Source organism: Mycoplasmopsis bovis PG45 (assembly GCF_000183385.1).
In the GTDB taxonomy this organism is placed as follows: domain Bacteria; phylum Bacillota_I; class Bacilli_A; order Mycoplasmatales; family Metamycoplasmataceae; genus Mycoplasmopsis; species Mycoplasmopsis bovis.
The window spans coordinates 395,187-418,193 of record NC_014760.1; the positions used below are offsets into that span (position 1 = coordinate 395,187).

Consider the following 23,007-nt stretch of genomic DNA (forward strand, 5'->3'; position numbering starts at 1 on the left):
TAGGAAATTTTGAAAGAAAACAAGAAACAAAAATGCTAATTTTTTAGATTAGCATTTTTAATTGTTATTTTTCATCTTGCTTAATTGCTTCATTAATAACAAAGTATTTATATATATTTTGAACAATAGCATTAACTAACTTATAAAAGTTTGATTCTGTATCATAAAAATACTTTGTTATTTCAACAGCTTCATTTATCACAACCTTAGGGGTAATTGAAAATAGCTCGTGTGTTGTATTGATTAAAATGGCTCTAACTAAAGCGGGAAGCTTAGTCCATGCGGTATTTTGATTCAAAAACTTTAAAATAGTTTTTTGATAGTAATCATAATTTAAACTTATAAGTTCTAATTGTTTAAATTGTTCATTGTCAATATCGCTTTCTTCAGAAAAAATCTGATCTGATGAAAGTTTTTCGCCCAAAAGTTCATATTTATAGATAACGCTGATTATTCCCAAGCGATAATTTCTTCTTGACTTCATGTTTTAACTTCTTTCAAAAAACTAATATGAAACTTTGTTTCTTTCACCAATATATTTATTACAAAGCAAGTTTATTACTGGGTAAATTGCGCTTAAAACCACTGTGTATATTGGAATATTTATCATTGATTTTACAACGATAGGAATGGCAAATGTTAGATATTTGTCTGCGTATGATCAATTTTTATTATCTATGTAATTGCGATATTGAATATAAAGAATTGGCCCAAAAATTCAACGATAGACAACTTGAATAAATGTAACTATGCTAAAAATTAATAAGTAATCTAAAAACTTTGGATTTTTACTCTTAACATAAAATGAAATTATAGCTACTACTGTAATTAGTGAAAAAAACAGATATATGATCATACCGATCAGCGATATCAGATAAGGATACTTAGTTTCCCTATCCAACGGCCTTGGCTTTATGCTGTTGCTAAAGCTAATCCCTGTATCACCATTAGGAAGCTTAACAACTCTTTGAGTGTAAATGTAAATCATTATAGCCATCGCAGAAAAAATAACTACAAATGGGATTACAATACGGGCTATAACTGATGATTTAAATAAAGCAAAATAAATTGCACTGAGAAATGCTATGATACCGGGCACCAGCTGATATGTCCAATATCATAAGCCAATTCTCCCTGTTAATAGCAATGAAAGAACATCAGCTATTATCCCTAAAAAAGCCCCTTTAATTGGTCCAAGAACTATTCCGTACAGAATACAAAATAAAATTTCAGCCTTAAAAATTTTACTTAAACCCATAAAGTGCAAAATTGTTGATGTTACCAAAAACAAACTAATGCACAATCCTGAGATAGCAAGCTCCATAACCGTGAAGCGAAAAGGCTTTTCAAAAAGAGCCCTAATGTTTGTTAAAAAATTATTACTTTCTTTCTTATTTTCGGTGCTATCAATAAGTAAACCAGTTGTATTTGTAACTGGTTTTAATTCTTTGCTACTATATATACCCTCCATAATGAATTTATAATACCACATTATTTAATTTGTATAATAATACTATGAATAAATTGGAATTTGGAACAGCAGGAATCCGTGGAAAAATTGGCTCTGGAATAGAGCACTTAAATATTGCTCATGTAAGAAGAATTATTAATGGATATGCTAAGTATTTAGTAAACAAATATCATAATCAAGAAATAAAAATCGTTATAGGTAGAGACAACAGACGTAAATCCTATAGTTTTGCACTTTGCAGCGCACAAATTTTAGACTCTTATGGAATTAAGGTTTACTTTTCAAAAGAGATATGTCCAACTCCTTTTGTGAGTTTTTCAATTATGCATTTTAAAGCCCACGGAGGGATAAATATAACCGCTAGCCATAACCCTAAAGAATATAATGGAATTAAGCTTTACAATGAACTTGGCTTTCAAATGCTTCCTGAAGAAATTAATGAAATTACTAGTTATTGTGAAGAGTATGAAAGGTATGATGAAACCTATAAAACAGCCAATAACGTTAAAAAAACTGATTTTAATAATCTAGAATTTATATCAAATAGGGTTAAAAATGAGTATCTTAGCTCTGTTGCACAAATAGCAGATAATTTAAATGACTCAATTAATTTAGTTCCTAAAAATATTAAAATAGTTTACTCTCCATTACATGGAACAGGAGCAAAGTTTGTTCCTAAATTGTTCAATAAATTATTTGCAAAATCTAACGAAAGTACAAACAACAGCATTTTCTACGTTAAAGAACATATGAAAATCGATGCTAATTTTAAATATGTTCAATACCCAAATCCTGAAAAACATTCAGCTTATGAATTATTAATTAAATTAGGTAAAGTAAAAAAGGCAGACATTCTATTAATGAGCGATCCTGATAGTGATAGGGTTGGCCTTGCTGTATGACATAATAATGATTATAGAATTTTAAATGGTAATGAGACAGCTATTATCATTTATAAATTTTTGTTAGATTTAGCTAAATGCTCTATAAAACAGCCTAATGAGTATTACATTGTTTACTCTTTCGTATCATCAAATATTCCTGAAATACTTGCTTTAAGGGAAGGAATTAATTCAGTAGTAGTTCCAACAGGATTTAAGTGAATTGGCAAAGTAATTAATAAGTTGTCAAAGCAAAATAAAAAATTTATGTTTGCTTTCGAGGAAAGTTATGGTTCGCTAATTAATGAAAATCTTTCAAAAGACAAAGATGCATTACAATCAATTGCAATTCTTACAAAGATGGCTTCATATTACAAAAAACAAAACAAAACATTAATAGACTTATTAAATGAAGTGTATGAATCTGTTGGATATGTAGCAAGTGAAAATGTTGAAATCGAAGTAGATGAAAATGTTGATTTGCAGTTATTACAAAACAGATTTAAAGAACTAAATTTTGAAGACAAAATAGTTGAAGACTTTAATTTAAAAACAGACTTTATGAAATCCAATATGATTCAAATTAAGTTCAAAAAAGACAATTCCTGATTAGCACTAAGACCATCAGGAACTGAACCTAAAATAAAGTTTTATATTTTTGCTTTTGATAAAACAATTGAATTAGCAACAGAAAAATTAAATAGATTTAAAGCGACAATAAAGTCTATTTTATAGGCATATAAAAAAATTAAGGGGTTCCTTAATTTTTATTATTGCTTAAGTCTACATCAATAAGTGTTGCTCTTAACGGGTCACCACCAAATTCTTCGTTGAATAAGGTTTTAAATGTTGAGTGATTATCATTATGATGAACTAATTCTGCTTTAGCATATTTGTAAAGATCAAAATTCTTAATTTCTGTGTCATTATTTAAAACACTTGGATAGAAAAATGTATATGTAAACACAGAAACATTCGCAGGTTTTGATGGGTCTTTTTCATCTTTTGTTAAATCGACTTGTAGAATGTTTCCATCTTTTAAAAGTAGATAGACATTCTCTTCATTGCTTTCAGCGTCTTTTTTGGCAAAAACAAATTTTGCAACATCATTTGTTTTTGGTTTATGAAAGGCACCAAGGTCAACACTGCTTTTTTGAGCATCAATATTTGCTTTATCATGCACTGCCCTAAATTGATCAGACACATCATACAAAACAAACACAAATCTATCTATGTTAAATAAGAATCATAATCAGTTTTTTTTGTATGCTTCATCCAATTTTGAGTCTAATTCATCAATAGGATATGCTTTACCGTTGCCATAGCCATCATCAGATGTAAAACTACTTACGATATTGTTTTTGTATGCTAAGTAAGATTTTACGTCCTCTAAATATTTTGGGGATATGTTTCTTTGTTCATTAATATATTTTTCTCTTAGTTCTGTGTTATTTCCATATGCTTTGTTTAAAATGCTCTGAACATAGTCATATTTCAAAAACACATCTCAACTTTTACTTTGGTTATCATTTTTAGTTAAACTAGCTTTGGCTTTTTCTTGCTTGTTGTTGCATGATACAGATGATAGAGTAACTAATGGCAAGATGGAAGGAATTATGAAAGCAAAATATTTTTTATTTTTTATCATTAGTATTTCCCCCTAAAGTAAGAGTTGAAATAAATGGGTAGCTATAGTTACTTTCAACTAAATCTTTTTCAAAGCTAATAAAACCATTTTGATCTTTGTGATATGTTCCTGAGTGAATAATGTCTGAGATTAATTTAATTGAGATTTTTGTATCTTTTGAATGCAAACTAAAGTGAATAAATTTATCTATTTTAAAGGGGTCTTTGTCATCTTTTGAAATTATTACTCTTATAATAAGCTTGTCTTTTTTAATATACATTACTTTACGTCCAGGGGTATGTGCTGATTCACCACCTTGAACTAACGAGTCAAGATTTTTGTTAAAAAATGAAAAGCCATCTAATCCAGGGTTTTGTTCTTTACTTTTGTCTAAAAAATCATTAGTATGTTTTGCATTGTCTGATTTTTCTAATGTTCAAACTTTGAATGGTCTAATAACAAATTTATCAATATTTTTAAGCATAAATAATCAGTTTTTAGAGTAAAAATTATTTAATTCCTCATAATGTTTTTCGACTATATCAAAATGATTTTTTCCGGGCTTATCGTCATTTTTCTTTTTAACAAAAAGAGGAATTTTTTTGCTTAGTTCTTTGACTTCATTAAATAATTTTTCTTCATTTTCCTGAGACTTAATATACTCATTTTTTCTGACTATATCATCTTCAAAAGTAAGAGTTAAAAGACTTTTTATTATATTCTCAGTAACTTTATCTTTTTTACTAGTTACTTGAGGAATAATGTCAAATTGTTTTGGGATATGCAATGAAAGAGCAGAAGAAACATTCAAATCAGAAGTTTTTATGCATGAAACAGACGAAATTGCTATAGGTATAGTAGAAACAGGTGCTACAAAAATTAATTTTCTAATTTTCATTGTCAATGTTCCTTATAGTAAATCTATATACTGACAGTTCATTCTTGTTTATAGTATCAATTGCATCAACAAAATGTTGATTATACTGATGTGTTGCATGAAATTCAAAGAATTCTTTATCGCCTTTTAGCTTAATCACGCTTTCCAAAATCTTAGAAAGATCAATTTCCTTTTTTAATTTTGCAATTGTTTCTGTGTCAGCATTACTATTCACATTTCTTGATGTCAAATTTTTCCCTGAATCATTTTCTTCTTTTTTGTCATCAATTTCTTCTTCATTTTTTTTTTCAATAGCTTTTGTCAAATCAGATTCGCGCTTACTACTTATTTCATTTTCAATCTTTGTAATTTGTTCCTCAATATTTTCAGAATTTTTGAAAATTAGTAAGTCAGTTAATATTTGCAATTTGGGCTTGTCATTTTCAATATATTTCAAGATTTTTATGGCTTTATTTGAATCAAAAATTAAATATCACGACTCTATATTGCTAATAGACTTTTTGCTTAAAATTTCTGGATCATAACTTTTAAAATCGTTCTTATTTTTATCGACTCACTTGCTAATAATTTCTTTAGCTTCTGGAAATTTAAATTTTAATAACTTTTCGGGATTATTGTTTTGTATTCGAGCAATTCATGAACCTAATTCATTATGAACTTGCTCATATAATTCTTTTTCCTTATCAATTTTTTTGTACAAATCACCATATGGTGAAAAAATAAATCAGAAGTGGCTAAGATTATTAATTGTTCAATATCAATCGGCTGATAAGTGCTTTTGTATAGCATCTTTTGCCTTATTAATTATTGTTTGATATTGATGTCTGTTATTTAATGCTCTATTAGAAATAAAAATAGGATAGTACGTTAATGAAAATTTCAATTCATCAAAAAGAGTATTTGATTTATTTTCTTGGAGTGAAATGTAATTTTTTTTGTGGTTATTATTGTTATTTGTGTAAAAGTTTAACATTTCATTAATGTAATGATTTTTGTATAGTGGTTCTTTTTTAGGTATTGAAATATCATTTTCATTTTTGTTATTTATCTTGCTAGTTGTTATTTCGCAAGAAGCTAATGATATTGAAGTAAGTGCCACAGGGATGACAACTGTACTAGCTGTTAATAACTTTTTCATAGAATAAAGTCTCCAAATGACCCTTTTTAGAACCAGAGTAAACTATATGGCCATTATGTATGAGAGTCACTGAGTTAACATATTTATCTATCTCAGATAGAACATGAGAACTAATTAAAATAGTTATTCCTTCATTTTCATTCAAATTTTTTAGTAACGAAAATAATTCATATCTAGCTGTTGGGTCTAAATTAGCTGCTGGTTCATCTAAAATAAGCAATTTTGGATCATGTAATAATGCTTGAATAAGTAGCACTTTTTTCTTTTGTCCAGATGAAAAATTATAAGGCTTATCATTAATTAAGTCTTCAATATTGAACAGTTTTAAAAATTGTTTAATTTTCGTATCAGCCTGTTTTTTAGGTATATTAGATAAAATAGAAAAGTTGTACAAATATTGATAAACACTTAGTTCTTTTGGAAAAATAGCATTTTCAGGCACATAACCAATAATTGATTTAGCACTAGCATCTTTAATGTCTTTACCATAAATTAAAATTTGACCAGAATAGTTTGGATACGCACCGATAATTGATTTGATTGTAGTAGTCTTACCAGCACCATTTTCGCCAATAAAGGCATGAAAGTCACCAGAATTTACTGAAATGTTTATGTCTTGAATGCCTCTGTTGGTTTTGCTAAAGATTTTGGTCAAATTAATTACTTCTAAAACTTTATCCATAATTATTTATATTCCTTCTTTCTGTATAAGGCAAAAACTGAGACAAATAAAATAGTATTTAAAATAATTCAAATTGGGTAGTATGCATTCTTATTAACAATTTGACTACTTCTATTTATTGCATAAACTTGGTCAGCAGATTGGAAAAGATAGTTAGTATCGCTTTTATTTAAGTCATATCTAATTTTAATCTTAGGATTTCTTATCTTGCCTTCAGAGTCTCTATTTCCAACAGGGGTAACGTTTTCAACAAATGAGCTGTATCCCCCTATTTTATAGTCATGTCCGAGAATATTAACTGTGTATTGATAGTTTCCAAATGACTCTTTTGTATTAGGATTTTTAAGCATTGCTTCATATATTTTTGTTTCAGAATAATTGAAATATATGTAGTTTAAAAGAGCAACTGTAAAGTAAATTCTTTTTTCAAAAATTGACTTTAATTTCTTTTGCTTCAATGCATTAGGGTCAAAGATAGTTACATTGGCATTTTCATACTTGTTAATTTCACTGGCATTGTCAATGTCATCATTGTTTATAAAACTACTTATTTCAGACATTAACAATTTATTTATTTCAACTAAATTATTTTGTGAAACAATTTTTGAATTAAATTTTTCAACAAAGTTTTTTGCTATAGAGTTAAATTTTTCATCTTTAAGTGCTTCATAAATATATCTTCATTTAATTCTTCCAACTAAATTTGCGCCTTCATTACTAAAATTAGCATCATCTTCTAAAAATTCAATGTTTGGATCTTCAGCACCAGCACGAGCATATATTATGTCGTAATTAAATAATCCATTGTCACCAGTTTTGTCGCTAAATATAGAATTTGACTTTAATGCACCAGGCACAATGTATTTAGGGCTGTTGCTTCCGTCAGTAGTTATATATTTCTTTAAGTTGACATTTGTGTCTAATTTATAGTTATATGTGACATCATCCAATCCTGAATGATATACATAATTATCTAAGTTAGAGAATTTTTTTACTGATGCAGTCTCAAAAACATTTTTGTTTTTAAAGTTGAAGATGTCTATTAATTGATATGGAACTGAAAGCCATGAATATGCTTGTCATTCAGTGCTAGAATTATTTGAAAGATTCATAACTTTTTGCAAGTATTTTATTTGCTCATCTGAAAAGCCCTTATTATCAGCACCATTAGGTACAAGCAATAATTCATCTTTATTATTGTTTAAATAATATGGCTCTATATTAGCTTCATTGCCTGAAGCGTGATATTGATATGGTCTGTTAATAAAGTGAGCAGCATTATTAATATTTGAAGTCGAGTTAGCTGAAATTAATGATCCACCTAATGCTAATGGAATAAATAGCGCAATAGGAATAGTGATTGCAATTTTTTGGCTTAATTTATAACAAATTAGGGCTGTAAATAGACCAAAAAGTAAATATGTCATTAATCCAACAAATAAAAATAATATTGCGACTAAAAATATTTTTGTTACACCAAAAATTGCATACAAACCAAATAATGAAGCAATTAGCATAACTAAAGATCATATAAGTCCAAAGTATATTAGTGTTAAAAGTTTTCCAAGAATTAAGTTGTTTCTAGAAATAGGCTTTGATAAGGTTATTATTTCTAAGCCTTCACTATCAAAGTCTTTGAATATATTTAAAGCTTTAATTGATGAAAAAATAACTGTTGCAGTAGCATTTGTAAAAATAAATATATATGCTGCAAGATCATAATATCTTTGACCTACAACGAATTTATAGACTAGCCCAATTATAAGTGAAAACGCTAAGACTAGAATAGGCAATATAAATGTACTTATTTTTTTGAAAGTAATGTTAAAAGCAAACTTGGAGTACTTAAAAGCAGACGTGCTCATTTATTCTCCTTTGTTTAATATTTTAAATGCAGTTATGTATAGCCATAACTGATTTTTACTTAAGTTTAATTATTGTTTGAATTGCCTATATGAATAAAAATTATTAGTTGTTAATACAATCTTAATAATTTCTATAAATATTTTATTACAAAAAATAGCAGTGAAAAATAATTTGTTTTTGTTGCCATAAATTGGCCAATAAGACTATAAAAAAATGAAATAAGCAATTATTTCATTAATTCTTAATAGTTAATAACTCACAGATAAAACAGAAGTTCTATTAGTTTTAGTGTTTACAATTAATTTTTTAATTTCAAAACAAATTGTATTAACGAATGCTAAAGGAAGTGACCATGAAAGCAGTATTCCATTATGAAAGGTCAATAAGTGTTCATACATTCTAAAAACTTTAGCTAAGTTAGGAACAAATGCTACCAGAATAACGAATAGTGAGCTAAATGAGATAGCAGCAAAAACAGGTCAGTATTTTTTAATATTGGCTTTGAATATACTGTTGTTATTAATTAAATTAATAGCATTTATCGACGTAGCAATTCCCATTGTTACAAAGGCACAAGTTGAAGCAATAGTTAGTAAATTTAAACCACTGTAAAATCTAATTGTATATAGTGCGCCGGCAGTATATGATAATAGAGATACTAAGCTTATAACCAAAGCTTGTCATAGTAAATTTATTCCCATACCACGGGCGAATATGCTTTCACTCTTACTATAAGGTGGTCTATGCATAACATCAACTTCTGAATCAATTATACCTAGTGCTATAGCTGGCAAGCCATGGGTCAATAGATTAATTCATAAAAGTTGTGAAGCACTAAAAACATAAAATTCGCTATCAGAAAAATAATTTTTGAATGCATAATAAAAAGCAATTAGACCGATGAGCATTACAATAACTTCAGTAACTGATGAAATTAGTAAGTTCATAATCACTGTTTTTACTTTGTCATATATTTGTCTGCCGTTTTTAACAGATCTTACTATTGTGTTGAAATTATCATCAGTTAGTATAAAGTCAGCTGACTGTTTAGCCACATCAGTACCAGTTATGCCCATTGCACAACCTATATCACTAGCTTTAAGAGCTGGTGCATCATTGACGCCATCTCCAGTCATAGCAACAACTTTATCATATGATTGTCATGCTTTAACTATTCTAAGTTTATCACTAGGGTTTACTCTAGAATAGACTGCAATTTTTTGAACGTTATTTCTTAATTTATCATCATCTCAGTCTTTTAACTCAGAACCATCAAGGCAAATATCATCGCCATTAGGATCATAAATACCTAAATTTGTAGCTATTGACTTAGCTGTTATTAAATTATCTCCAGTTATCATAACTACTTTTATGCCTGCATTTTGAGCTTCTAAAACGCTTTTAGCAACATTTGCTCGTGGTGGGTCTATCATTGCAACTAGTCCAATAAATTCTAAGTCTTCTTCATCTTTGAAGTCAATAGAGTTATGATTAACAGTCTTTTTAGCAAATGCTAAGACCCTATATGATTTGGCTGCTCAGTCATTGTTTATTTGCATAACTTCATCTTTGTCTATGTTATTGCACTTAGTAATAACAACATCTGGCGCTCCCTTGGTTATCATAATTTTATCGCTCTTGTTATCTTTAACTAAGACCGACATCATTTTTCTATCACTGTCAAAAGGCAAAGTATGAATAATATTATTTGTCTTAAGTAATTCTTGCTTTGTAACACTATGCTTAAGCGCAAAAAGTAAAAGTCCAGTCTCAGTAGGATCGCCAATTTCTTTTATCTCTTCATTGTCAATAGTTAGGTATGCGTCATTGCAAAAGCAAAGTGAGTTTAATAATTCATTAAATTCATTTCTGTTTACATCAATTTTGTCTAAAAATCCTTTTTTATTGAGGTATAAGTCAACAACCGTCATCTTGTTTTCTGTTAGTGTACCTGTTTTATCAGTGCAAATGATATTAGCTGAGCCTAGAGTTTCGACTGCTAAAAGGTTTTTAACCAATCCTTTTTCTTTGCTAATTTTTGATACTCCAATGGACAAAATAACAGTAGTAAAAGCAATTAATCCTTCGGGAATAGCAGCAACTGCTAAAGATATACCAGTAATTAATGAGTTAGTGTAAACATCAGGATTAGTTCAGCTTCCACTAGATACATTATTGAAAACTATTTGAAGAAGCATACTAATGAAAAGCAAAATAATTCCTGAGTAGCCAAATCATTTGCTTAATTTATTTAACTTAGTTTGTAAAGGGGATAAATTTTTCTTTTGATTTTGCAAACTTGAGTTAATTTTACCTATTTGAGTTTCTTTTCCAACACTTTCAACAATATAAGAAGCTTTACCATTAGATACAAAAGTTCCTGAATAAACTAAATGTTTATTTTCAGCTAAAGTTTTATCATCAGTTGCATTTCAATTAGTAGTTTTTAAAACTGCTTCACTTTCGCCAGTTAAGCTACTTTCAACAACATAAAAATTTGATGCATTAACTATTCTTCCATCAGCATTTATAGTATCACCAGCCGATAAAAGAACTAAGTCACCAACAACCAACATATTAGCAGGTATATTTTGTACTTCATTATTTCGTATAACAGTTGAATTGGATATAGTTTTGTTCTCTAAAGCCCTGACAGCCTGGTCGCTTTTAACTTCTTGATATGCACCAATAGCACTGTTTAATAGTATCACAAGCATAATGATTGCAGGCTCAACATAGCCAATGATTATTTGTGTGCTGTTTCTAGAACCTTTTATATGTTCAAAAATAGCCAGACTGACACTTATAATAGCCGCAATTATAAGCAAAATTACCATAGGGTCAATAAATTGCTTAAAATAAGCAACTATTGGGTTTATTTTTTTGCTTTTTGTTAATGTATTTTCGCCATATTTTTGTAAATTTATAGCAACTTGTTCGTCACTAAGCCCATTAAATTTCTGTGCTTCATCCCATTTCATAATAAGTACCTCTTATTTAATGTTAATATAATACATTAAAATCTAAATAGTAAAAAAGGTATAAAAAAAATGGCGGGGAAGAGAGGGTTCGAACCTCCGCGGGTGTTTTATCACCCCTAACGCGTTAGCAATGCGTCCTCTTCACCAGCTTGAGTACTTCCCCAGCGCATTTAGCCTTTTTATTATAGCAAAAATAATTTTTATCATAAATATATTTATTTTGCTTTATAACAGAGTTTTTGTTCAAATTTACGTGTAGATTTTATTATAAAAGTTATATAAATAATAGCCACATTTTGTGCTTTTTAGATGATAAAAACTAAAATTTGGTAAATATAGATGTAACCAATTAGGCTGTTTTATAGGAATTTATGTTATTCACTTAGCTTTTCGTTTATAAATTCTGTTAATTCATCCTTAAGCTCTATATTATCCAATGCATAGTCAATATTAGCTTGAACAAATCCTTTGACTGAGCCTAAGTCATATCTTGTTCCTTCAAATACAAATGCATAGATATCTTGTTTATATTCATTTTGCAATTTTTCAAATGCATCAACAACTTGAATTTCATTAGATCCATCATATTCAATTTTGCTAAGTATGTCTAATATTTCACTATTGAATACATATCTTCCTAAGATTGCTTTATTGCTTGGTGCTTCACTTAATTTTGGTTTTTCTACAGCACCTTTAATTTTGAAAAAGTTTGTACTCTTTTCATTTTCATCTATAGGCGCAACAATTCCATATTTGGGTATATCGCTATCGCTTACTGATTGAACTCCCAAGATGTTTGAACCTGTTTTATAGTAAAATTCAATCAATTGTTTAATTGCAGGAACTTTAGATTTTATTAAATCATCTCCTAAAATAATTGCAAATGGCTCATCTTTAATAACGTTTTTTGCACATGCTAAGGCATGTCCTAAACCATTTTGACTATGCTGGATAACAATTTTAATCAGACCTTCCTTATTTGTTGATTTCACCTTTTTTAATAGTGATAACTTATTTTTTGATTCTAATTCAGTTTCTAATTCTTTATTAACAGCAAAATAGTTTGCAATATCTTTTTTTCTTTCGCTAATAATAAGAATTATTTCTTCGATGCCTGCTTCTATAGCTTCGTCAACAAGCAAACTAATTAATGGTGTATCCAAAATAGGCAAAAGTTCTTTGTGCACAACTTTTGTCATAGGCAAAAATCTAGTGCCTCACCCAGCAGCTGGAATAATTAATTTTCTAACTTTTTTATTCATATTATTCCTTATTATGTATTGATATTCATATTGCATCAGCAGAAGTTGAAAGAATTTTATGCCTGCTGTTCTTTTTTACAAAAAGACAGTCGCCAGCTTGCATATTAATTTTCTTATGACTATCGTCTAAAAGTGATGCAGAGCCTTGAACTAAAATTGCGACTTCATCATGATCATTATTAATTAGCCAGTCTGTAGAAGCAGAATTAGAATATATTAGCTCAATGTTGCTGTTGCCTAATTGAGCTATATTATAAAATTTTTCGCAGCCTAAAATTGGTTTAATTAAATTGTTAGAGTATATGTTATTGATTAATTTTACATTATTGTCCATATGTATAAATATTATCATTTTCAATTAAATAAATAAGTAAGGAAAATAAAAAATGGCCATAGCCATTTTGGACACAAAAGTGAAATGGTGCGAACGAATGGACTTGAACCATCGACCTCACGATTATCAGTCGTGTGCTCTAACCAGCTGAGCTACGCTCGCATTATATTCGCCATAATATTATAAAGGCGAATTGAATAAAGTTAATGATTTTATTGCAAAAAGTTAACGTTTTGAGAATTGACGAGCACGACGTGCTTTGTTAAGACCTGGTTTTTTACGTTCAACACTACGAGCATCACGAGTTAGCATTCCTGCTGGTTTAAGTTTAGCTCTGTATGTGTCACTTGCTAATAATAAAGCTCTAGCAATACCTAATCTTATAGCACCAGCTTGACCTTTAAGTCCACCACCACGAACATTAACTAAGATATCAAATTGACCTTTGGTTTCTGTTAATACTAAAGGTTGTTCAGCATCTTGAATATGTAAGTCAGAAAGTAAGTAGTTTTTAGCTTCACGGTTGTTAATTGTGAATTTACCTGAGCCAGGTCTAAGAATAACTCTAGCAGTAGATGACTTACGACGACCTAAGCCTCTATATTCAATCATTGATGAATTAGATTTTGCCATATTATCTCACCTCTAATCTTTCTGGCTTTTGTGCAGCATATTTGTGTTCTGGACCAGCAACAACAAATAGATTTCTTCTTTGTTTGTTTCCTAATTTAGTGTGTGGAAGCATTCCGTGTATTGCTTTTTCAACAATAGCAGTAGGTTTCTTAGCTCTTAATTTTGCAGCTGTAATACTTTTTAGTCCGCCAGGGTATCCTGAGTGATGGTAGTAAACCTTGTCTTCTTCTTTTTTGGCTGTAAAAATAGCTTTTTCAGCATTAATAATAATTACATAATCGCCCATATCAGCATTAGGAGTGAATGTAGGTTTTGTTTTGCCTCTAAGAACAGAAGCCACAAAAGCAGCTAAACGACCAACTACTTGGTTTTCAGCATCAACAACAAATCACTTCTTATTAGCTTTTTCACGATTAACAATTGTAGTTTGTCTCATGTGCATCTCCTTTTCTCTATGTTAACTATTGCAATTAGTAAATAGCCTTTTTATTATATAGTAAATAATATATTTAAAAAGATAATTTTCTAATTTTTGTTTATTCATTAACAAAGCAAAAAGCACCACAAGTTAACTTGCGGCGCTTTTTGTTGCCTTTTGTTAAAATTTGAGTATCTAAATTAAAAAAGAAAGGCTTTTACATTATATATGATTAGCAATGACAAAAATACTAGTTATTCAACTGACCTATGCTTGCTTAAAAAGAAATTAAATGTGCACGGCAAGTACAAGTTTAATTATGTACATTATGTAATTGATGAAACGAATTGAGATGAAATATTGACCAAGTCAAATCACAAAACCAATAAAAATAACATTAGCCCGTTGAGACTTAAAGAAATTCTTGAAAGGCTAATTGCAGGCTATGATATGAAAACTGTTTCTAATATTGTGGGGTTTAAATCAAGATCAATTTATAACTTATTTGACAGAATTACAATTGAAACAAAGCGTGGCTATGCTAAATATCAAAAGAAATGTAAATTGTGTGGTATGGACTTAAAAGGCAAAACAATATATGTAATTAGTGCTCTCAAATTTTTGAATTTAATTGAAACAAGACATGATTCAAAAAGATTAGAAAACAATTCTAAATTGCTTATGAAATACATTGAGATTTTTAAGTTTTACAAACAGTTACTGTACTTTTATTTGAAGAATAGAAATAGTTTTAACTTAGATAGTAAAGCTGTTAAACAGTCTGTGGCAAGCATTATTTTTAAATACATAAGAGAACTAGAAGCACAGGGAAAGCTTCAAAATTCATATATTCCATCAGTTCAAAACTTTTACCGTATATTGGCTAAACATAGTGCTTTTGGTCTAAAATTAGATATTCTTCCATATAAATCAAACGGTAAATATGGAAGTAGAACAACAGTAAAGCATGAGACAAAGAAGAAAACAATAGGCAAACTTATTACTGAACGTCCAGAATCAGTTAATTTAAGGCTAAATGACAATGATTATGAAATGGACACTGTAATTGGTTTAAGATCTGACAATTATTGCATTCTTACATTAATCAACAGAAAATCTAGAATGTTTTATTGCACGCTCTCTAGAAGAAATGCAAAAGCAATAAAAGAAAATTTGGAGAAATTGATTAAGGACAATAATCTTGTTATTGACACATTAACTATTGATAATGGAAGTGAAAATTACAAACTTCCAGAGATAGAATCAATCAAAGAAATTTTCCATTGTCATCCTTATTCATCATCAGAAAAAGGTAGCATTGAAAATGCTCACAGGCTTTTAAGAAGATACATTCCAAAGGGAAAATCTATAGATAAATATGTTGGTCAAGATCTAAAACCAATAGCCGATTTTATAAATTCACATCCAAGAATTTATAAAGGTGTCTCAGGCTTTAAATGTGCTAAGCAAATGCAATAAAAATTAACATCAACACAAAATTTTGCACTTTTGAGTACTCAAAAGTATCTTTTCTTTATTCTTTTTTTATGCTTTAGGCCATTTTCTTGTCAGAACAACCAAAAATTGGTATTATTTTTTCAATACTCAAATTAGGTGCTTTTTAATTTAAGAATTTATATTCTAATTTTTGTTAATGAATAATATGCATTGTTTAAATAAAAAATAACCCAATTTATGAGTCAAGGAATTATACAAAAAGTTAGTAAATAAATATAAAAAAAACTCTTACATTTGTAAGAGTTCTACATCTATAAGCCACGTTCTGTTCCATACTATATGTAAGGCGCTAACAATTTATCTAATCAAGGTTAACTTGATTCTTTCCTAGATTCATTTATCATCAGAAAGTTCCCCTACCAAAATTTGGGTTTCTAGCTCATGGAGTTTACCCGTTTCACTATTCTCGTCTCTGTGGCACTAGTCGTCTAAGCCTGATTTTATTAGAATCAGCATGAACACTACAATCATCGCAGATTGTGCTAGCGTGGACTTTCCTCTACTAAAATAATTAGCAGCTGTTAGCCGATGTCATTTAATTATACTCTAGATACTTAATTAAAAAAAGTTATCAAAAATCTTTCAAAGCCAATTTTTTCACTAATTAAGCCATTTTTTATATCTTTATCTAATTTTGAAAGCGACAAAATCATTTTTTTAATTTTATTTATGCCAATTTTGCTTAAAAAATAACTAATTTTTTTGATTCTATAACTATTTAATTTTAAGTCTCTACTTAATTGGTCAATACTTAAATGACACACTTTGTAAGCATATATTTGATGAGCAATTATAAAAATCTGGCTAATTTGACCTATTAGTGCACTTATTTCAGTGCCTTCAAGCATTTTTTCTTTATATTTTGACCAAATAATGCCTAAATCATTAGTCTCTAAGGCATTACTAAAAGCAAAGACGTCATCACCCAGCATTGTGTCTGTGCTATTTTCAATAACTTCAGCACTAATGTGTTTTTCTAAATTCGAAAGCTTTATAATTTCAGCACTAAGCATTAAGGTATCATTATTGACTTTATTTATTAATAATTTAATGGCTTCATCATCAATATGTAGTTTATGCTTATTAGCCAATGATTTTGCAAGAGAAAATAATTTACTTTCACTAATTTCTTTGGCTTCAATCATAGTTACTTCATGATTATTATTTTCAAAAATAAATTTAGTTCATGAATTAACCGAAATCTTATCTTTTGAAATGATGTTCTCATTTATGAACACAAAAATGTCCTGATTATTCACGTTTATTGCATTAATTAAGTCATCAGCATTTTTTAAATCATCTTTTAGAATACTTTTGTCAAAAAATGGCAAAGCATAAATTAGAAATAGTTTTGAACCTGTAAATAAGTTGTTTGAACTAGCAGAAGATATTAAATCATTTATTGAAGCTTGATCATCAAAACGGAATATTTCCAAAACTTTGTCATTATGTTCTTTTCTAATTCTTTGTACTTCTTGCTCAATCAAAAATTTTTCAGGCCCATAAATAAATATCATAGTTATTATTATATTTTAAAATTAGCAACGGTTTTCAAATGGCATTACATTCTGTTCATTTTCTAAAATAAACTAGCGGTTATACATTATCAAATATAATTAGTATAACTTTAATGCGCTTTAGGCAAAGGTCACTTTTCAGCATTGAAAAACATATTAGTTATCCAAAAAAACGGAGGGAAAATGCACACTAAACATACAATATTGAATATTGATGCACTAAAAATGAATAGTCACATTGATGATGAAAGTGTTGACTTAGTTATCACATCGCCACCTTATCCTATGATCAAAATGTGGGATGAAATTTTTGAAATTAATGAAAATGAAATAAAAACTGAAGCAGATGTAAATAGTGCATTTTTAAAAGCAACCCAATTTTTGAATAATATTTGAGAAAAAGTTGATAAAAGTATAAAGCCTGGCGGGATTGTTTGCATTAATATTGGTGATGCAACTAGAAATTTAGGTGGAAATTTTAGATTATTTAGTAATTCTGGACAAGTTATTAATTTTTTTATAAAGAAGGGATATTTACAGCTACCTAGCATAATTTGACGCAAACAAACAAATGCACCTAATAAATTTATGGGTTCGGGTATGCTTCCTGCTGGCGCATATGCAACTTTAGAGCACGAATGAATCTTAATTTTCCGTAAAGGCATAACAAAAAGAGAGTTTAAAAATGCTAAAGATAAGTCCTTAAGAAACGAAAGCGCTTTTTTCTGAGAAGAAAGAAATGTTTGATTTAGTGACTTATGAGACTTTAAAGGAATAAAACAAAAAAATGATATAAAAAATTCTAGAGATAGAACTGCAGCTTACCCAATAGAGCTTCCCTATAGGCTTATTAGTATGTTCAGTGTAAAAAATGATATAGTTTTTGACCCATTTTTAGGTACTGGAACAACAACATTGGCTTCTATGTTATTACAACGTAATTCAATTGGGGTTGAGATCGACAAATCATTATGCAACCACTTTAAAGAATATTTAGTAAAAAATGATGTTAAATTAGTTGATAATTTTAATGACAAAATAAGTAAAAGAATTTCATCTCATACTGAGTTTGTTAAAAAAAGAGTAAATGAAGGAAAACTTTTAAAACACTATAATAGCATTTTAGGTACTGAAGTTATGACTAGCCAGGAGAAATTTATAAGTTTTAATAAAGTTAGTTCTATTAATAAAATTGATGATAAAACATTTGAAGTTATATACAAAACATTGCAAAGCGAGTAATTGTGCATTACTTGCTTTTTAAATAGTCCTTTAATTCTTTTATGTTTGAAACGATGATTTTTATGTTTCCATCATTCTTGTTCAGATTGTATTCAATAATTGGTATTTGAATATTTTCAATTGCCTTTGTAATTTTCTTATGCTCATATGATATAGGCTTAATTTGTATTGGTTTACCATTAATAAAAGCATCAATATTTAATGATTCTTCCGATGCTGTTGATAATCTTCAAATATAGTTGCAACCAGTAAGTTTTATTATATGCTCAACAATTAATTTTTGAACGCTAAGTCCAGTAAAAGTCTTTTCAAACATTAACTTTTTGACTCAAACTCCAACATCATTTTTAAGACTCTGTTCATCATATGAATTTAGCATATTTTGAAAATTCTTTAACATACTAAAAATTTTGTTTATGGCATTGTCTACTGCCTCATCTTTACTAAAACCATACTCAATAACAGCAGTTTCATAATACTCTTCTCAATTTCTAACGGAAGGAATAAGATTAGAACTTTGACTTTTTATGTAACTTTCATATTGTTTGAATAATTCGGACAATTGCCCAACATTTTTGGGACTAGTGGCTTTAGTAAATTGATTTGCAAGATTCACAATTGGACTAAAATACTTAGGGAAATTAATCTTTTCAAGACATTCACTATTTTGAATTATTGCTTCATATCTAAAATCATCATTTTGTTTTGTTTTCATATCTTTTGCACTTATTCCATTCCATTAAGTTTATTTTTATTTTTTAATAATTATATGTTAAAGTATTATTCTAAGGATATCTTTAAATTTGAAGGAGATTTTATATGGATAAGAAATTTAGAATTTTAGCTTCTTTATTAACTCCAATTTTAGCAACACCTGTTATTGCTGCGGCTTGTAATTCTAAAAAAGAACAAGATAAAAATAATGAAAAAAATCAAAAAAATGAATTAATGACCCCCCCCCCAAGATCAAGGTAACCTAAATCAACAAGATAAAAATAATGAGGAAAATCAAAAAAATGAATCAATGCCCCACAAAGATCAAGGCAACCTAAATCAACAAGATAAAAATGAGAAAACAGACAATAATCAAAATTCAGAATCTCCAGTAAATCCAAACGAAACAGGTGATGAAGAAGAAAAGAAGAAAATAGAGGAAGAAAAGAAATTAAAAGAGAAACAAGAGCAAGAAGATAAAAATAATGTTGAGAAAGTTAGAAAAATCATAGAGAAACAAAAGGATGCTTTTGGTTCATTTCACACACAAAAAGAATTTGTTGACCAAATAAATGTTTATGCAAAAGATAAGAATATAAATGGCTTAACACTTCAAAATGAAGAAGATGAAAATAAGCCATTAAATGTGGATACTGATGGCGGCAAAAATAACAAAATAAAGTTACAGTTAGGATCGCAAAAATTTGTGGCTCAGTTAGGCATTGTGTTGGAAGACGCTGTTCGAACAAAATATTATATTGAAAATAATAAAGAAAAAATCATTACAGATCCTGATGGCAAGTTTTCAAGTCTAAAAGATAAGAATCAAAATGTAGTTATTACTCAAATAGGTTATTCATTAAAAGACAAAAGTAGTAAACGTGAAAAAGTAATAGAAATACATAAAATGCCAAAAAATACAAAGGAAGTTCCAGAACATCTTCCTTTGAAAATTAAAAGTCTAAAACTTGCTTTTAATGAACTTAACTCGGAAGAAGTTTTAAACTTAGATAAATGAGATGTTTCTAATGTAGAATCAATGGAAACAATGTTTTTTGATGCAAAAAAATTCAATCAAGATATTTCAAAATGAAAAACTAAAAATGTAACAAATATGACAGGTTTATTTTCTGGTGCCCACAATTTTAACAAACCACTTAATTTGTGAAATGTATCTAAAGTAACTACAATGACAAATATGTTTGATGGAGCAAGTAAATTTAACCAAGATTTAAATGATTGAGATGTTTCTAAGGTAATAAATATGGAAGAAATGTTTCGAAGTGCAGAATCTTTTAATGGAAAAATAGGTGACTGAAACGTTGAGAATGTTGAGACATTAGATGATATGTTTCTTTATGCGACTAAATTTCAACAAGACTTGTCAGAATGAAAAACTAAAAAGGTAAAAAGTAAACGTTGAGATTTTATATTCAATCATACATATGAATACAAAAGTAAAGTATTAAAAGCCTGAATGGAAAATAATAAATAAAGAGTTCCAGAAATATGTACTATAGAAGACAGGATTAAACAATTACCTCGTCTTTTTTTTAAATAATTTTCCAAAATTTTCATCAAAAAATAAACTCTTTTTAAAGATATTTACTTTTTTTATACAAAAATATAGTACACATTGTAAAGTTTAAAATTTTTTACTTAATTTAACACTGATGTCAAAAAAATAGGGAAAAACATACTAAAATTCCCTATTTTTTCATAACAGTTTTTTCTAATTTTTTTAATCAATGGTATATTCCACTTTTAGATATAGATTTATTTTCCTTATATGCGTATAAATCAGCAATAGACGACAAACTTTCATTAGGATTTTCTTTCATTATTTGGAACAGCTTTAATTGATCGTCATTAAACTTATTCTCTAATTCTAACTCGTACATTAAATCTATGTTTTTAATATATTTATTGCTAGCGGTTACTATCTTATTAATGTTCGAGGCATCAATATTTCTTAGTCTATTAGTATTGTTTAAAAAGTCTCTGCTAATAGTGTTGTCCATAAAATTAAAGAAAGATGAAGTTACAGAGATAGCTTTTAAAAAGTCACTTATTTTTTCATGTTTTTTAATGTAGGCTATGAATTTATTATTGTGTTTGATCTTAACGAAGTTAAAGTCATATTCATTTAATTTATTAATAATTATGTCAATAAATTCTTCATAATTAGAAGCTAGTTGTAAATGGTATGAAGAATTATTTAGGTTGCTAATTGAACCATTTCCAGCAAAAACACCTTGAAAAAATGATGATGGATAGCTAAAGTCTTCAATTAGCGAAAAGTTATCTTTGTTAATTAAAATTACTGTATTTTTGTTTTCATACTTAATACCGATTTTATTTAAACTCTTTAAAACAGTGCTTTTGGTAGATTTATCATAGATTCTAAGCTTAATAATATCATTATCAATAATGCATTTAGAATATATATACCCTCTTAAAAATTCGCTTGCATCGTCAATATTTCTTTTCTTGCTCAAAATTTCTAGTTTAATCTCTTTTGTAAAGTTCATTAGCACACCTACTTTAAAAGGTTAATTTTTATAATTATAAAAAAAGCAAAAGACTTTTGCTTTAAAATACTTTTACTTTTGTTTTTTATTAAACTAATTTGTCAAAAATGTCTTCACCAGTTAATGAAACAGTTTCAACACCAAAGTTACGTGCTACTATGTTTCCTGTGGTTCCCAATCCGGTAACATCATTTAAAACTCTTGGTTCTTTAAATAGTTTTGAATAAATAGTTAGAGGCAACATTTCACGTGTGTGGTTAAAGCCTGGATATGCAGGATCGTTACCGTGGTCGCTAGTCATAATTAATAAGTCATCTTTTTTCATTACTTGAATTAGCTTGCCAAGTTTTGAGTCTAAAGTAGCCACATTTGAAGCGAAGCCATCAACATCCCTACGGTGGCCATAATGTGAGTCAAATTGCACCAAGTTTACAAAAATGAATTTATTTTCTTCATCCAATTGAGCTAATTCAATGGCCTTGTCCATTCCATCAGCATCACCGCTAGAGTGGATTGCTCTAGAAATTCCTTGACCTACAAAGATATCATTTATTTTTCCAATAGCAATAACTTCAATTCCAGCTTCTTGTAATTTATTTAAAATCATTGGTTCAGGTGCATTTGCATAGTCATGTCTGTTAAATGTTCTAGTGTATTTGCCATCTTCACCAACAAAAGGACGAACAATAATTCTTCCAACATTTCACTCAGGTTTTGATGAACAAATTTCTCTTGCTGCCTTACCATATCTATATAAGTTTTCTAAGCCTATTCACTCTTCATGAGCTGCTATTTGAAGCACTGAATCATTCGAAGTATAAACAATTATGCTTCCATTTTGCTTTTGTTCTTCAGCATATTGATCAATAATTTCGGTTCCAGAGCCAGCTTTATTACAAATGATTTTTCTATTGTCAAAAGCTTTTTCTAATTCTGTGATTAAGTCTTCTGGAAAGCCTGTTTCGGTAAATGTAGGGAACGGAACTTCGGTCTTAATTCCCATCATTTCTCAGTGGCCTGCTAGTGTATCTTTTGCATTTGAAACTTCTTGAATTCTAGAAACATAAGCAAGCGGGCTTTTTACATGATAATTGCCTTCTAATTGTGCGACATTACCAATACCTAATTTTTTTCATGTGTCAATGAAAAACATTGAGCTTAGTGATGCAGAATATAATGTATTAGCGCCTGCATCACCAAATTTTTTTTGATCTTTATCTGGGCCAATGCCTAAACCATCAGTGACTATCATAAAAATTCTTTTAAATTTAGCCATTTTACTCCTAACTAACCT

At 28.7% G+C, this 23,007-nt stretch carries 19 protein-coding genes, 2 tRNA genes, 1 other RNA gene and 1 pseudogene; 4 read left to right on the forward strand and 19 right to left on the reverse strand.

All coding sequences use genetic code 4. The annotated features are described in order from the left end of the window. Positions 1 to 64: 64 nt before the first annotated feature. The gene (locus MBOVPG45_RS01740) at positions 65 to 484 is read right to left on the reverse strand and encodes a transcription antitermination protein NusB (protein WP_013456487.1); all 420 of its coding nucleotides are present in this window, start codon (positions 482 to 484) and stop codon (positions 65 to 67) included. 21 nt (positions 485 to 505) lie between these two features. Further along, positions 506 to 1,471, reverse strand: coding sequence for an ECF transporter S component (locus MBOVPG45_RS01745; RefSeq protein ID WP_041309115.1), 966 nt, complete (start codon positions 1,469 to 1,471; stop codon positions 506 to 508). A 44-nt stretch (positions 1,472 to 1,515) separates the two neighbouring features. Between MBOVPG45_RS01745 and MBOVPG45_RS01750 the strand changes: the two genes are divergently transcribed. Then, complete coding sequence (locus MBOVPG45_RS01750; protein WP_013456100.1) at positions 1,516 to 3,087, forward strand: phospho-sugar mutase; 1,572 nt, start codon at positions 1,516 to 1,518, stop codon at positions 3,085 to 3,087. A 25-nt stretch (positions 3,088 to 3,112) separates the two neighbouring features. Here MBOVPG45_RS01750 and MBOVPG45_RS01755 read toward each other — a convergent pair whose 3' ends face one another. The 12 genes from MBOVPG45_RS01755 to rplM all read right to left on the reverse strand — a co-directional run bounded on the left by MBOVPG45_RS01755 (position 3,113) and on the right by rplM (position 14,209). Further along, positions 3,113 to 4,000 carry an aromatic motif membrane protein gene (locus tag MBOVPG45_RS01755; RefSeq protein WP_013456599.1) on the reverse strand — a complete coding sequence of 296 codons (888 nt, stop codon included), beginning with the start codon at positions 3,998 to 4,000 and terminating at the stop codon, positions 3,113 to 3,115. Continuing rightward, a complete protein-coding gene (locus tag MBOVPG45_RS01760) occupies positions 3,987 to 4,877 on the reverse strand; it encodes an aromatic motif membrane protein (RefSeq protein ID WP_013456263.1) in 891 nt (296 codons plus the stop codon). Before MBOVPG45_RS01760 ends, MBOVPG45_RS01755 begins: the two co-directional genes overlap by 14 nt. Continuing rightward, a complete protein-coding gene (locus tag MBOVPG45_RS01765) occupies positions 4,867 to 6,015 on the reverse strand; it encodes an aromatic motif membrane protein (protein WP_013456180.1) in 1,149 nt (382 codons plus the stop codon). Before MBOVPG45_RS01765 ends, MBOVPG45_RS01760 begins: the two co-directional genes overlap by 11 nt. Further along, positions 5,993 to 6,697 carry an ABC transporter ATP-binding protein gene (locus tag MBOVPG45_RS01770; RefSeq protein ID WP_013456515.1) on the reverse strand — a complete coding sequence of 235 codons (705 nt, stop codon included), beginning with the start codon at positions 6,695 to 6,697 and terminating at the stop codon, positions 5,993 to 5,995. The genes MBOVPG45_RS01765 and MBOVPG45_RS01770 overlap by 23 nt, the downstream gene beginning before the upstream one ends. A gap of 2 nt (positions 6,698 to 6,699) precedes the next feature. Beyond that, the gene (locus MBOVPG45_RS01775; RefSeq protein ID WP_013456395.1) at positions 6,700 to 8,562 is read right to left on the reverse strand and encodes an ABC transporter permease; all 1,863 of its coding nucleotides are present in this window, start codon (positions 8,560 to 8,562) and stop codon (positions 6,700 to 6,702) included. A gap of 249 nt (positions 8,563 to 8,811) precedes the next feature. Continuing rightward, complete coding sequence (locus MBOVPG45_RS01780) at positions 8,812 to 11,544, reverse strand: cation-translocating P-type ATPase (RefSeq protein ID WP_013455979.1); 2,733 nt, start codon at positions 11,542 to 11,544, stop codon at positions 8,812 to 8,814. Positions 11,545 to 11,614: 70 nt separating this feature from the next. Further along, a tRNA-Ser gene (locus MBOVPG45_RS01785) sits at positions 11,615 to 11,707 on the reverse strand. 211 nt (positions 11,708 to 11,918) lie between these two features. After that, a complete protein-coding gene (locus MBOVPG45_RS01790; protein WP_013456635.1) occupies positions 11,919 to 12,806 on the reverse strand; it encodes a UTP--glucose-1-phosphate uridylyltransferase in 888 nt (295 codons plus the stop codon). A gap of 1 nt (position 12,807) precedes the next feature. Then, entirely contained in the window at positions 12,808 to 13,140 is a 333-nt protein-coding gene (locus tag MBOVPG45_RS01795) for a cupin domain-containing protein (protein ID WP_013455924.1), read from the reverse strand. Between the two features lie 85 nt (positions 13,141 to 13,225). Next, positions 13,226 to 13,302 (reverse strand) — tRNA-Ile (locus MBOVPG45_RS01800). Between the two features lie 63 nt (positions 13,303 to 13,365). Further along, positions 13,366 to 13,773 (reverse strand): 30S ribosomal protein S9, encoded by a 408-nt coding sequence (gene rpsI / locus MBOVPG45_RS01805; RefSeq protein ID WP_013456078.1) that lies wholly within the window; start codon positions 13,771 to 13,773, stop codon positions 13,366 to 13,368. A gap of 1 nt (position 13,774) precedes the next feature. Continuing rightward, a complete protein-coding gene (gene rplM, locus MBOVPG45_RS01810) occupies positions 13,775 to 14,209 on the reverse strand; it encodes a 50S ribosomal protein L13 (protein ID WP_013456157.1) in 435 nt (144 codons plus the stop codon). 432 nt (positions 14,210 to 14,641) lie between these two features. Here rplM and MBOVPG45_RS01815 point away from each other — a divergent pair, with 432 nt between their 5' ends. Continuing rightward, the gene (locus MBOVPG45_RS01815; RefSeq protein WP_080551570.1) at positions 14,642 to 15,670 is read left to right on the forward strand and encodes an IS30-like element ISMbov1 family transposase; all 1,029 of its coding nucleotides are present in this window, start codon (positions 14,642 to 14,644) and stop codon (positions 15,668 to 15,670) included. Positions 15,671 to 15,958: 288 nt separating this feature from the next. Here the strand turns inward: MBOVPG45_RS01815 and rnpB are convergent. Next, positions 15,959 to 16,242: RNase P RNA component class B (gene rnpB / locus MBOVPG45_RS04415), an RNA gene on the reverse strand. Between the two features lie 21 nt (positions 16,243 to 16,263). Continuing rightward, on the reverse strand, positions 16,264 to 17,226 hold the full coding sequence (gene holA / locus MBOVPG45_RS01820) for a DNA polymerase III subunit delta (RefSeq protein WP_013455983.1): 963 nt from the start codon (positions 17,224 to 17,226) through the stop codon (positions 16,264 to 16,266). A gap of 183 nt (positions 17,227 to 17,409) precedes the next feature. On the opposite strand from holA, the gene MBOVPG45_RS01825 reads away from it, so the two are divergent. After that, positions 17,410 to 18,468: a DNA-methyltransferase gene (locus MBOVPG45_RS01825; protein ID WP_013456269.1), complete on the forward strand. Its 1,059-nt coding sequence runs from the start codon at positions 17,410 to 17,412 to the stop codon at positions 18,466 to 18,468. A gap of 7 nt (positions 18,469 to 18,475) precedes the next feature. Here MBOVPG45_RS01825 and MBOVPG45_RS01830 read toward each other — a convergent pair whose 3' ends face one another. Next, positions 18,476 to 19,183, reverse strand: a complete 708-nt coding sequence (locus tag MBOVPG45_RS01830; RefSeq protein WP_013456160.1) for an MjaI family restriction endonuclease — start codon at positions 19,181 to 19,183, stop codon at positions 18,476 to 18,478. Between the two features lie 104 nt (positions 19,184 to 19,287). Here MBOVPG45_RS01830 and MBOVPG45_RS01835 point away from each other — a divergent pair. Next, a pseudogene (locus tag MBOVPG45_RS01835) lies at positions 19,288 to 20,677 on the forward strand (BspA family leucine-rich repeat surface protein). 214 nt (positions 20,678 to 20,891) lie between these two features. On the opposite strand, the gene whiA reads toward MBOVPG45_RS01835, so the two are convergent. Together whiA and MBOVPG45_RS01845 are read right to left on the reverse strand one after the other, a co-directional pair. After that, positions 20,892 to 21,713 carry a DNA-binding protein WhiA gene (gene whiA / locus MBOVPG45_RS01840; protein WP_013456339.1) on the reverse strand — a complete coding sequence of 274 codons (822 nt, stop codon included), beginning with the start codon at positions 21,711 to 21,713 and terminating at the stop codon, positions 20,892 to 20,894. 88 nt (positions 21,714 to 21,801) lie between these two features. Next, on the reverse strand, positions 21,802 to 22,989 hold the full coding sequence (locus MBOVPG45_RS01845) for a phosphopentomutase (RefSeq protein ID WP_013456083.1): 1,188 nt from the start codon (positions 22,987 to 22,989) through the stop codon (positions 21,802 to 21,804). Positions 22,990 to 23,007 lie beyond the last annotated feature (18 nt).